The organism is Sphingobacterium athyrii, assembly GCF_003071065.1.
GTDB lineage: Bacteria > Bacteroidota > Bacteroidia > Sphingobacteriales > Sphingobacteriaceae > Sphingobacterium > Sphingobacterium athyrii.
The window spans coordinates 41,469-54,593 of the sequence record NZ_QCXX01000012.1 but is presented as its reverse complement, the minus strand read 5'-3'; the positions used below and the strand labels follow the sequence as shown (position 1 = coordinate 54,593).

Here is a 13,125-nt window from a genome sequence, read left to right as displayed (position 1 = left end):
AACATCAGTTGATATGGGCTTTTTGTTTTCAGAACAATTTTTCAGGCCTTTTATAACCTGGATTTGCAGCAATGGTCTGATGGTTTTTTAAAAAATTCCTATCTTGTCTTCAATAAAATTACATGCGCTGCTATGCGCAAATCCGGTCTGGTATCCTTATTTCAACATCGGAGGAGACTAGAATTGCGGACTTTGGACACTAAAATAATAACAGGGATGAAAAGAAGATATACGCTATTTACTGCTCTTGCAGGGATAATGACCGCATTGGTGCCGGTGCAGGCCCGCGCACAACGGACGGAGAAACCGCCTTTGCACGGCAAGCATTGGATGGCCATCACCGGAAAGCCTTTGGCGGCCACTGCCGGTGCACAGCTGTTCCAGCAAGGTGGAAATGCGGTCGATGCGGCCTGTGCGATGCTTGCGGCAACCTGTACCATGTGGGATGTCCTGAGCTGGGGCGGGGAAACACAGGCTTTGATCTATCATCCAAAATTGAAAAAGGTAATTGCCATCAATGCTTTGGGCGTGGCACCGACAGGAGCAACGGTCGATTTTTTTCGGTCGAAGGGTTATGAATTCCCGCCGGAATACGGTCCGCTTGCTGCGGTTACCCCCGGCACACCCGGAGGCTTATGTTATATGTTGGCACAGTACGGCACCAAAAGCCTGGCTGAAGTCCTGGCGCCAGCCATGGAGATGGCGGCGGGCTATCCCATTGATGCCCAGACGGCCAATAGCATTGAACGTGGTAAAGCACGTATCAAAGAATGGCCTTACAGCAAAAAAGTTTTTCTCGTGCATGAAGGCAAGGAAAGGGAAGCACCCGAAGCAGGGGAAATCTTTGTACAGCAAGACCTGCACGGGACATTAACCAAACTTGTTGAAGCTGAAAAGAAAGCCCTTGCAGCTGGCAAGGATCGGAAAACAGCGATTATGGCCGCCTATGACCGTTTTTATAAGGGCGATATCGCCGATGAATTTGTCCGTGGCAGTAAGGAACAGGGGGGCTTGATCTCCAAAGCGGATCTGGCCAATTGGAAACCCATTGAGGAAGAACCTTTACATGTCAACTATAAAGGTATTGACGTTTATAAATTGCAGGAATGGACACAGGGACCGGCCATGCTACAGAGCTTGCAGCTGCTGAAAAATTTTGATTTAAAAGCCATGGGATATAATTCAGCTCCCTATATCCATACGCTTTATCAAGTGATGAATCTGGCCTTTGCTGACCGGGATTTCTATTATGGTGACCCCTATTTCAAACCTAAAGCACCTATTCGGGGGCTCTTAAGTGAATCCTACGCCAAGGCGCGGGCTGCCACCATTGACCCGGCACGTAACAATCCGCAGGTACTTCCGGGTGATCCTTACCCCTATGAAGGGAAGCAGAACCCTTTTACCGGCCTGCTTCGGGAGCGCAGCAAGCAATTCACGCCGAATACCGAATCAAACAAGGATTTTGTGCCCAAGCACGATGTGAGTTCCACCTCATCTTTGCTATCCCTGTCAGATACTGCTCGTTGGGCATCCCAAAACCCAGATAGTGTGTATATGGACCGCTTATTGCGCGGAACCACAAGTGTGGAGGCAGCGGATGCCGAAGGCTGGGTTGTTTCCATTACACCAAGTGGAGGCTGGTTACCGGCCTGTATTGCTGGAAATACGGGGGTAGGCATGAGCCAGCGTTTACAAAGCTTTGTCCTCGACTCCCTCATTAATCCTTTCAATGTGGTGACACCGGGCAAACGCCCTCGGGTCACGCTCACACCTTCTTTAGCCTTGAAAGATGGAAAGCCTTACCTTTCTTTTGCGGTGCAGGGCGGGGATACACAGGATCAAAACCTGCTTCAATTCTTTTTGAATACTGTAGAGTTCGGCATGACGCCGCAGCAAGCCAGCGAGGCGCCAAATATCAACAGCAATCAGTTGTGGCTGTCTTTGGGCGGTACCAAATTGGATGACCGAAAACCACGCGCGGGAAGTTTGCTACTGGATAAACGCACAGCGCCTGAAGTCGTCGAAAAGCTTCAGAAAATGGGTTACAGTATACAGTTTGGTGAGCGCAACAGTGGTCCGATCAACGCCATTTATTTTGATCAGCAGCATGGTACACTCTGGGGCGGTAGCAGCAATAATGGGGAGGATTACGGAATCGGCTGGTAGCATCTGTACATGCTGCAGCTACCGCTATGAGCCAGGCAACGTCTGAGCAGAAGAGCCGCATCGTTTTGTTATCTCCATCGGATTTGGTATCTTACCTACTGATCAAAAGTTGATTTTTTGTTATGGAGGGTAGCGTCAATAAATATTCGTTTGTTTTTCAGCCTGATGAAGCTGGTTTGGTATTGGTAGATGGGTTAAAGCAGCGCTTGCGGGCAGCATTGGCGGAGGAATTTCCGGATAAGGATAAAGGCTGGTACCACAGCTGCAATTCCAAAGCCCATGTGACTATTTGTGCTTTTACAGGAAATGAGGATACGTTGGCACAGGCTATCGCAGCATTGCAACAATCCCTGCGCTGTGAGCGCAGCCAATATGTGTATTTTGATCACTTTGCTTCCTTTGCTGGTGGTGCTTTCTATATCGGTCCGACGGTACATGCCCGTAGTTACCTGAAGGATAGAGCACGAAAGGTTGTGCACACATTGAGTCCCTTTGACCTGATCGAGATCAGTGATGAACCCCATATCTCCATCGGACGCCGACTGGAGCCTGCACGACTTGAATTTGCAAAGAAAATGCTACGTTCGGTCGATCTGAGCTTTATGTGTAACGGTGTTTATATCCGCCGCTTTAATCCTGATATGGGGCAGTATGAACCGGTTGATTTTGTTAAATTCGGCAACCAGTCGAAAGAAAACTCGGGCCAACTTACATTTAAATTCTAATTATATGGCTGTTTAATTGCCTAATACTGTAAAGCTTTTTATCTTTAGCCCTAGCAATAAAAGATATTGTCCTAATGTAAGCTATGCATCACGACGACTCCCATCATAAATCATTATCCGATATCCACGAAAGTGTGGATGTCAATCAAGGAAAATCAAAGTTTAAAAAGGTACTCAGTTTTTTTGGCCCTGCCTATCTGATCAGTGTAGGTTATATGGATCCGGGCAACTGGGCGACGGATCTCGCCGGGGGGAGCCAGTTTGGCTATGCCTTGATCTGGGTGTTGCTGATGAGCAATATTATGGCCTTATTGCTGCAGAATCTCTGTGCCCGTTTGGGAATTGTGCGGGGTAAGGACTTAGCACAGTGTAATCGGGAGACCTATCCCAAGCGCATGAATTTTGTGCTGTATATCCTGGCCGAGATTGCTATAGCCGCCTGCGATCTGGCCGAAGTGCTGGGGATGGCCATTGGGCTTAACCTGCTCTTTGGCATTGATTTGCTCTGGGGGGTGCTGATCAGTTTTGCCGATACCTTCCTGTTGCTCTACTTGCAGAAGCTGGGGATGCGCAAGATGGAACTCTTTATTATCGGTTTGATTTCCCTGATCGGTATGTGCTTTATGGTGGAGATGTTTTTGGCCAAACCTGATTTTGCGGAGGTGGCTACGGGTTTTATTCCGAGCATTCCCAATAGTGCCGCACTTTATATTGCCATTGGCATCATCGGTGCCACGGTCATGCCGCACAACCTCTACCTCCATTCAGCTTTGGTGCAGACCCGAAAGATTGACCGCAATGAAGTCTCCATACGGAAATCCTTAAAATATAATTTCTGGGACAGTGCCATTGCATTAAATTTGGCATTTTTGGTCAATGCCGCCATTCTGATCCTGGCAGCATCAGTGTTTCATAAGAATGGTATGCACGATGTCGCCGAGCTGGAAGATGCCTACCACCTGCTGGGGAATTTACTTGGCACCGAATGGGCATCGAAACTATTTGCGGTGGCATTGATTCTGGCAGGACAGAGTTCAACGGTTACGGGCACACTGGCCGGACAGATCGTCATGGAGGGCTACCTGCGTCTGCGGATCAGTCCTACGCTACGGCGGATTATTACACGACTTTTAGCGATTATACCTGCGGTCCTGGTGATCCTGATTTCTGGCGAAGGTCAGGTAGGGCAGCTGTTGATCTTTAGTCAGGTCATCCTGAGCATGCAACTGGCCTTTGCGGTGATCCCGCTGATTCACTTTGTGAGTGACAAGGCCAAGATGGGAATCTTTGCGATTAAACCGCTGACAAAAGCATTTGCCTGGCTAATTGCCGCTGTGATCGCGGTGTTGAATTTTAAACTGGTTTATGACGAGGTCAGGGGCTGGATTGCCGAAGCAAACAATCCTTTGGTCACGGTGTTACTTATTCTGGGTGCTGTTGGTCTGCTCTTTTTGTTGATCATGACCGTATTGATTCCCATTTTACGTAAATCAAAACCGATCGAATTGGAAGTACATCCCCCATTTGAGGCCCTACATTTTGAGGACAGAGGTTCGTTCAAGAAAGTGGTGATCGCGCTGGATTTTTCAAATTCGGATCAGAAAGTGATCCAGTACGCCCTGCAGTTGTCACATCCCGATACCAGCTTTGTCGTTGTCCATATTGTCGAAAGTGCCTCTGTCAAATACACCGGCGAGTCTACTGATGATTTTGAGTCGCGGCAGGATTTGGAGCGCCTGAAGCTATATGCAGATTTTTTACTGTCCAAAGGGCATCAGACGGAATATGAACTCGGCTACAACAATCGGATCCGGAGCATTGCCGAAGTTTGTGAAAAATATCATGCAGATCTATTGGTCGTGGGGAGCCACGGTCATACCGGAGTCAAAGACTTTGTTTTTGGAGAGACCGTCAACAAGCTGCGCCATGCTGTAAAAGTTCCGGTTTTTATCGCGCAATAAGGCTTTGAAACCTATCTCGAAGAGGCACTGTTGATTCACTGTAATTTTATTACGGAAAAAGTGTGGGTAGGGGGTAGTAAGTTCTAAATAATTCTTATTTTTGCGACATCAAATCAAGATATGAGCGACGCTATTAAACACGAGTGCGGAATCGCACTAATTCGCCTGTTAAAACCCTTATCTTATTATCAGGAAAAATATGGTACGCCATTCTATGGCATCAACAAATTGTACCTATTAATGGAAAAACAGCACAACCGTGGTCAAGACGGGGCTGGAATTGCAACCATTAAATTTGATGTTAAACCTGGAAATCGTTACATTTCGCGTTACAGAGCTATGGGCTCAACTGCCGTGGCAGATATATTCGAATATGTACAGAAAAAATTTGCTTCTGTTCAGAAGGCATTTCCAGAAGAGTCAAAGGATACCCAATGGTTAAAAGATAATGTCAGTTTTACTGGAGAAGTACTTTTAGGACATTTGCGTTATGGAACGCATGGAAAGAACAGTATCGAAAGCTGTCACCCATTTTTAAGACAAAACAACTGGATGTCACGCAATCTTGTTGTTGCGGGTAACTTCAACATGACCAATGTGGACGAACTTTTGCAACAGCTGTACGAGTTGGGCCAACATCCAAAAGAAAAGGCGGATACCGTCACCGTTTTGGAAAAAATTGGACATTTCTTAGATGATGAAAATCAGGAGCTTTTTGATCAATTCAAAAAAGAAGGTTATTCTAATGTGGAAATCAGTTCATTGATTGCCAAAAATATTGATGTTTCCAAGATCCTGAAGCGTTCAGCGAAAACTTGGGACGGTGGGTATACCATTGCCGGTATTTTTGGTCACGGGGATGCTTTCGTGATGCGTGATCCTGCGGGTATCCGTCCGGCATTCTACTATCAGGATGAAGAAATTTTGGTGGTCGCTTCGGAAAGACCTGTCATTCAAACTGCATTCAATGTACCTATCGGTGCCGTGAAAGAAATTAAACCGGGGCATGCGCTGATCGCTAAAAAAGACGGTACAGTGTCACAGGAAATGTTTAGACAACCTGTTGAACAACGTTCTTGTTCTTTTGAGCGTATTTATTTCTCACGCGGATCGGATGCTGATATCTATAAAGAACGTAAAGAATTGGGTAGACTACTGGTGCCTCAGGTGCTGGAATCTGTCAAAAGTAATATTAAAAATACCGTATTCTCTTTTATCCCCAATACGGCCGAAGTATCTTACTACGGTTTAATGGACGGTATCAATACTTACGTGCGGGATTTTCAAAAAGAAACCTTGTTAAAACGTTCGGAGAAAATTTCTGACGAGGAGCTGGATGATATATTAAGCATCAAACCCCGTTTTGAAAAACTGAATGTGAAGGATGCCAAATTGCGTACCTTTATTACACAGGACGCCGATCGTACGGATATGGTACAACATGTGTATGATACCACTTACGGTATCGTTAAAGATCATGAAGATACCATCGTTGCGATTGACGATTCCATTGTACGTGGGACCACGTTGAAACAAAGTATCCTGACGATCCTGGATCGTTTGAATCCAAAGAAAATTGTGATTGTTTCGTCGGCTCCTCAAATCCGTTATCCGGACTGTTACGGTATAGACATGTCACGTATGGGTGAATTCGTAGCGTTTGAAGCGGCAATCAACCTGTTGAAACAACGTGGTATGGCACATATTATTGATGACGTATATCAAAAATGTCTGTTGTCGATGACCCAGGATGTCAATGAAATTGAGAACTATGTAAAGGCGATTTATGCGCCATTTACAGATCAGGAGATTTCCGAGGAAATTGGTCGTATCGTCAGACCGCACCATTTGAAAGCCGAACTTGAGGTGGTGTATCAGACATTGGATAACCTGCACAAAGCATGTCCGGCACATACCGGTGACTGGTACTTCTCCGGTGATTATCCTACTCCGGGTGGAAATAAGGTTGTGAACAAAGCCTTTATGAACTGGATTGAAGGTAAAAATGTACGTGCCTACTTTAGTAATTAAAGACTAAAAAATATCAGAGGAAGGGATGCATTTATGCATCCCTTTTTTTTATATTCGTAGGACGGATTGATTAAAATGGTGCCGCACATGGCGTAAAGTGTTCACTATATTTTGCCAATATATACATTTATGATTCGATCAATCTTTTCCATAATGAAATTATGGTTTTTAACAGCTTAAAAAATAGCTTCATGAGAGGACAACTTTTCTATTTTTTTCTTCTTTTTTTAATGGTTTCCTGTGGAATAACCCATAATGTACCCAAGGACCCATATCCCAATTCATTCGATAAACCGAATATCGTCAATTCATTTGTAGACCAAAACGGCAATTTCTATCCGGATAATTGGCGTAAGACGTATGGTGCCCCCCCTAAAAGTGGTGACATCAATGCCTACTCGCTGATGAAGATCGCAACGGAAAAAGGCCTGGAAAGCCAGCTGAAAAGTTTTGAAAAGACCCGCATGTTGGCTGTGAAGAGTAAAGTGAAAGCGAAAGACCGCGTGTTTATCTTTGTACATGGTTTTAATGCACCGTCTGATGAAGTCAATGAGAGCTATGAATATATGCGTAAGCTGTTGAAGCTCAATTCAAATAAAGATGAGGTCGTTAAATTTTATTGGGATGGTTTACATACCACGAATCCCTTTAGTGGCGCCAAAGTTTGGTTTTCTGCTACCTCATTCAGTCAGATGGCGGGTGAATTTGGACTACGGAATTTGTTAAATAGCATCCATAACAAAAAGATCGTTTTAATCTCCCATAGTCGGGGAGCATCAGTTGTGCTGAGTGCTTTAAGCAGTGCAACATTCAGCGAGAGTTTTGCCAAGGGTACACTGGAGAACCACAACGTAGATGTTGATGCGGCAAAAAAGCTTGCGGAAAATGGCAATGACATTACCTGCATTATGCTCGCACCGGCGATAGGTCTCGATGACTTTAAGATCAGGGATATGACTTCGGGAACGGATTCATTCTGTAGTTTGAGCAAACAGGTGAAGAAAATCCATATCACCATCAATAATACCGATGTGATGTTGAAGAAGTTTGTTGGTTTTTTATCCAATAAGCTGAAAGCAACGGATTTAGGGTATAAAGCTGATGTCTGCAATGAGTTGGTAAAACATTATCCGATCATGAAGTATACGGATTTTACCGGTATGAAAAGCCATGATTTTAATAAATATATCCGCAACCCCAAATTTAAAACCATGTTGAAGGCCGAGGGAATTGCCGTTAATCGTTAGCACCATGAAGCATATTTTTAAGAGTCTCTATTTTCAGGTTATCGTCGGTATATTGGTCGGTATTTTCTGCGGCGCCTTTTTTCCGGATTTTGCCGTAAAGCTGAAGCCATTGGGGGATGCCTTTATCAAACTGATCAAGATGGTGATTGCCCCCCTGATCTTCAGTTCGATCGTCATCGGAATTGCCGGAATGCAGGATGTGAAAAAAGTGGGCAAGATCGGACTCACCTCCATAATTTATTTCGAAGTCATGACGACGGTCGCATTGATTATCGGTTTGATCTTTGTCAACGTGATTCAGCCCGGTACAGGCATGAATGCCGATCCGTCGACCCTGGATATATCCTCGGTGTCACACTATATTTCGGAATCCAAGAAACCGCATAGTTTCATGGATTTTATCATGGATATTATCCCGGAGAATGTTGTCGCTTCAGTGGCTTCAGATAATCTGCTGCAGGTACTGGTTTTTGCGGTACTCTTTGGGGTCGGCATGACCAAGATCGGTAAAAAGGCCTCAGAGCCGGTGATCAATGTGCTGCAATCTTTTCTAAAGGTACTTTTTGCCATTATTAAGATGGTGATGTACCTGGCGCCTATAGGGGCGATGGGAGCGATGGGGTTTACCATTGGCGCATTCGGTATTCAGGCCCTGACCAAGCTGGGGATGTTAATGGTAAGCTTCTACCTGACTTGTATTATCTTTATCGTGATTGTGATCGGGGCCGTATTGCACTTCTATGTCAAGGTTAATATTTTCAAATTTCTGAAGTATATCAAAGGTGAAATTTTGATTGTATTGGGCACCTCCTCTTCGGAATCCGCATTACCGGGCATTATGCAGAAAATGGAAGATGCGGGCTGTGCCAAATCGGTCGTGGGACTGGTGATTCCTACGGGCTATTCCTTTAATCTCGATGGGACGAGTATTTATCTGACAATGGCTGCGGTATTTATTTCACAGGCGCTGAATATGCACCTGAGTCTGGAGCAGGAAATTACCTTACTGCTGGTGCTGTTGCTGACCTCAAAAGGAGCTGCGGGTGTGACGGGAAGCGGCTTTGTGACTTTAGCGGCAACGCTCCCTGTTGTCGGACATGTGCCTGTCGAGTCCGTCGCATTGGTCTTTGGCGTAGACCGCTTTATGAGTGAGGCAAGAGCCATCACCAATCTGATCGGCAATTCAGCGGCGACGCTGGTGATCTCAAAATATGAAAATAGCCTGGATGAGGAACTGCTACATGAGAAACTTGGCTGATAGCGTATGCTGTATTGATTAGTTGACCTGCAACCGCGAGGGGGTCAGCATAAAAGAAAAACAGGGCGTTCAATTTTTATTGGACGCCCTGTTTTTTATCTATTATTCTAAATTTCTGAGCGGCGATTACCCCTCTTTTTTTGTGTTTTCAATTCCCTGGGATAGATCTAAGGCGCCATCTACTTTTTCTTCCAGAAGTGCGAGCTTGATTACCTGTGCCATTTCGGTCACGTAGTGGAACTGCATATCTTTGATATAATCTTCCTTGATTTCAAGAATATCTTTTTCGTTGGATTTGCACAGTATGATATCTTTGATATTCGCCCGTTTGGCGGCAAGGATTTTTTCTTTTATACCACCTACCGGTAACACTTTTCCACGCAAGGTAATTTCCCCTGTCATCGCCAGTTTTTCTTTCACCTTACGTTGTGTAAATAAAGATGTCAGCGCAGTGAGCATTGTTACGCCAGCGGATGGACCATCCTTAGGAATGGCACCTGCCGGAACGTGGATATGGATATCCCAATGGTCGAATACGTGGTAGTCAATGCCAAAGTCGGCTGCATGTGCTTTTAAATAGGCTAAAGCAATGGAGGCGGACTCTTTCATGACATCGCCCAGATTACCTGTCAGGCTCAAGCGTCCTTTTCCGGGACTTAAAGAAGATTCGATAAATAAAATATCACCACCTACCGAAGTCCAGGCAAGCCCGGTTACGACACCGGCGACATTATTGTTTTCGTAAATATCTTTATCAAAGATCGGTGCCCCCAGGATATCCACGACATCCTGATCATTGATGCTTGGGTTGTAATCTTTTTCCATGACGATGCGTGTGGCAATACCACGGACGATCGAACCAATTTTCTTTTCCAGTCCGCGCACACCGGATTCACGGGTATAGTCTTCGATGATTTTCTCGATGATCTTACCTTTTAGGGCAACATCCTTGGCAGCCATCCCGTGCATTTCGCGCTGTTTTGGAAGCAAGTGTTTTTTCGCTATTTCAATCTTTTCTTCGATGGTGTATCCATTGACTTCGATGATCTCCATACGGTCCAATAAAGCGGGCTGGATGGAACTCAGCGAGTTGGCTGTTGCAATAAACATCACTTTGGAAAGGTCAAATTCCATTTCGACATAATGGTCATAGAAATGCGTGTTTTGCTCAGGATCCAGCACCTCCAATAAGGCCGAAGAAGGATCGCCTTTAAAATCAGCATTCATTTTATCAATTTCATCCAGAATAAACACTGGATTGGCCGTGCCTGCTTTTTTTAGCGATTGGATAATACGACCGGGCATGGCACCGATATACGTCTTGCGGTGGCCTCTGATTTCGGCTTCGTCACGTACGCCCCCCAAGGCCATACGGGTATATTTGCGGCCCAATGCTTTGGCGATAGAGCGGCCCAGAGAGGTCTTACCCACTCCCGGAGGGCCTACCAGACAAAGGATCGGGGCTTTCATATCATTTTTCAATTTCAATACCGCAAGGTATTCAACGATACGCTTTTTGACTTTTTCCAATCCATAGTGATCTCTGTCCAGGACTTTCTGCGCCTTATTTAAGTCAAAATTATCTTTGGTTGTTTCATTCCATGGAAGATCAAGCAGGAGCTCCAGATAATTCAGCTGAACAGAATAATCTGCCGCTGCTGGATTGATACGTGATAATTTTTCAAGTTCCTTGTTAAAATGTTTTTCAACATCAAGAGACCATTTTTTTGTTTTACCACGTTTCTTGAGCTCTTCAAGTTCCAGGTCAGGTGTGTTTCCGCCCAGTTCTTCCTGGATGGTTTTCAACTGTTGGTTGAGGAAATAATCCCGTTGTTGCTTGTCCAAGTCAACGCGCACCTTGTTTTGGATCTGATGTTTCAGTTCCAGCATCTGGATTTCTGTGGTCAACAGTTCCAGAAGGAGTTTGGCGCGGTTTTCCACTTTTGGGATTTGTAGCAACTCTTGTTTTTTGATCATTTCGACATTGATGTTCGACGAAATAAAGTTGATCAGAAAAGAGGGACTTTCAATATTTTTTATTGCTATACCAGCTTCGCTAGGTAGGTTTGGTGAAAGCTGAATAATCTGCAATGCCATTTCTTTCAAGGTCGAGATTGTCGCTTTGAAATGTTTGGTCATCTTAGGTTTCGCCTCGTTGAATTTCTCGACACGAGCTTTCAGATAAGGTTCGGTCTCGACGATTTCCACCAGGTTGAAACGTTGCTTTCCCTGAATGATTACGGTGGTGTTTCCGTCGGGCATCTGAAGTACTTTAATAATATGGGCAACAGTACCCACTTTATTCAGTTCTTCAAATCCGGGATCCTCTACTGTCATATCCTTCTGGGAGACCACACCGATTGTTTTGCTGCCTTTATAGGCTTCTTTAACCAATTTGATGGATTTATCTCTTCCTACAGTGATCGGAATGACAACACCGGGAAATAATACGGTATTGCGTAAAGGCAAAATAGATAGTGCTTCTGGAATTTCAGCGTTAGCCATATCGTCTTCATCCTGCTGTGTCAATAAAGGGAAGAATTCGGTGTCTTCCGCAACAATTGGAATAGCCTGACTGAAATCAAAAGTTTCGAATTTGCTCATAGTGTTTATTTTGTGTATTTGTCAGTCGCTGACATGTTGTCGGTAGACGTTCAAATTTTAAGCTTCAAATATTGTTTCCCCTATAGTGCAAGGGAAGTGCCAATTGCTAAAAGGTAGCAAAATTACAAATCTATTTTTTAGAATAGGAAAAAAAGGCAGGTTAAATAAAATTTATCTGCCATTTATTGGATAAATAGGCATAATAATTGTAATATTGGAATGTGAAAGAATAGACGATGGCAGATTCTTGCGAGAGGTGAAGCAATGGGGTTATTTTTTCATAGGGTAATAAACGATCAATATTGGTCAATAATAAGGTATATTGAAAAAACGTAACTATTTAGATATGAACTTAAAATCACTTAAATTAGGTTTGTTCACAGGAGTTTTTGCTTTGGTCGCACTTAGCGCCAATGCACAACAAAAACAAGCTGAGCATAGCAATGCCAATGTGAGAATGGGGCAAAAAGCTCTTTTGGACGGTGACTTCAAAAACGCAGAGTCATACTTGACAAAAGCTTTACCTGAGGAAGGCAAAGATCCGGATGTCTTGTATATGTTGGGTTACTCCCAATTTCAAAATGGTGATTATAAAAAGTCTGCTGAAACATTCGGAAAGGTGGTTGCTTTAAATCCTAAAAATGCAAATGCGCTTTACTTCAAAGCGAAAGCAAACAACACGCTTGCCATTCAGGCAAACAGAGTGTCTGCGGCAAACAAAGAGCAATTGTTGCGCGTAGCGATTGAAGATTATTCAAAAGCGATTGCCATCACACCTACAGACTCCAAATTTTACCAAAATAGAGCGATCGCGAACCGCGATCTAGGAATCTTGATCGGTACGGCAGGTACACCTAATTACAACAAAGCAATGGCTACAGATGCTTATAATAATGCCATCAAGGATTATGAAAAAGTATTGAGCTTTGATTCGTCTAAAAAAGACATTCAGACAGAAGTCAAAAAAGCTAAAGTGTATAGAGATAACTTGAAATAATCTGTACGACAGATAATAAAAAGGGAAACCCAGCCGGGTTTCCCTTTTTTTGTGTCCGGCTGTCCCTTACCTTTTCTATTCTGTCTGCTGAACCAATGCCTTGCGATGGTATCTGCGTTTTGACAGGTCGGTT

At 44.3% G+C, this 13,125-nt stretch carries 8 protein-coding genes; 7 read left to right on the top strand and 1 reads right to left on the bottom strand.

Annotated features, from left to right (window positions below):
• The first annotated feature begins 216 nt into the window (after window positions 1-216).
• From DCO56_RS28370 to dctA, 6 genes are all read left to right on the top strand, one after another.
• Window positions 217-2,169 carry a gamma-glutamyltransferase family protein gene (locus DCO56_RS28370; protein ID WP_245935932.1) on the top strand — a complete coding sequence of 651 codons (1,953 nt, stop codon included), beginning with the start codon at window positions 217-219 and terminating at the stop codon, window positions 2,167-2,169.
• A 122-nt stretch (window positions 2,170-2,291) separates the two neighbouring features.
• The gene (locus DCO56_RS28365; RefSeq protein WP_108637042.1) at window positions 2,292-2,894 is read left to right on the top strand and encodes a 2'-5' RNA ligase family protein; all 603 of its coding nucleotides are present in this window, start codon (window positions 2,292-2,294) and stop codon (window positions 2,892-2,894) included.
• Window positions 2,895-2,977: 83 nt separating this feature from the next.
• Window positions 2,978-4,855 carry an Nramp family divalent metal transporter gene (locus DCO56_RS28360; RefSeq protein WP_108637041.1) on the top strand — a complete coding sequence of 626 codons (1,878 nt, stop codon included), beginning with the start codon at window positions 2,978-2,980 and terminating at the stop codon, window positions 4,853-4,855.
• A gap of 120 nt (window positions 4,856-4,975) precedes the next feature.
• Window positions 4,976-6,886: an amidophosphoribosyltransferase gene (locus DCO56_RS28355; RefSeq protein ID WP_108637040.1), complete on the top strand. Its 1,911-nt coding sequence runs from the start codon at window positions 4,976-4,978 to the stop codon at window positions 6,884-6,886.
• A 191-nt stretch (window positions 6,887-7,077) separates the two neighbouring features.
• Window positions 7,078-8,133, top strand: a complete 1,056-nt coding sequence (locus DCO56_RS28350; protein WP_108637100.1) for an alpha/beta hydrolase — start codon at window positions 7,078-7,080, stop codon at window positions 8,131-8,133.
• Window positions 8,134-8,137: 4 nt separating this feature from the next.
• The gene (dctA, locus tag DCO56_RS28345) at window positions 8,138-9,391 is read left to right on the top strand and encodes a C4-dicarboxylate transporter DctA (protein ID WP_108637039.1); all 1,254 of its coding nucleotides are present in this window, start codon (window positions 8,138-8,140) and stop codon (window positions 9,389-9,391) included.
• A 126-nt stretch (window positions 9,392-9,517) separates the two neighbouring features.
• Here the strand turns inward: dctA and lon are convergent, their stop codons facing one another.
• Complete coding sequence (gene lon / locus DCO56_RS28340) at window positions 9,518-11,995, bottom strand: endopeptidase La (protein WP_108637038.1); 2,478 nt, start codon at window positions 11,993-11,995, stop codon at window positions 9,518-9,520.
• Between the two features lie 346 nt (window positions 11,996-12,341).
• On the opposite strand from lon, the gene DCO56_RS28335 reads away from it, so the two are divergent.
• A complete protein-coding gene (locus DCO56_RS28335; protein ID WP_108637037.1) occupies window positions 12,342-12,992 on the top strand; it encodes a tetratricopeptide repeat protein in 651 nt (216 codons plus the stop codon).
• The last annotated feature ends 133 nt before the right edge of the window (window positions 12,993-13,125 follow it).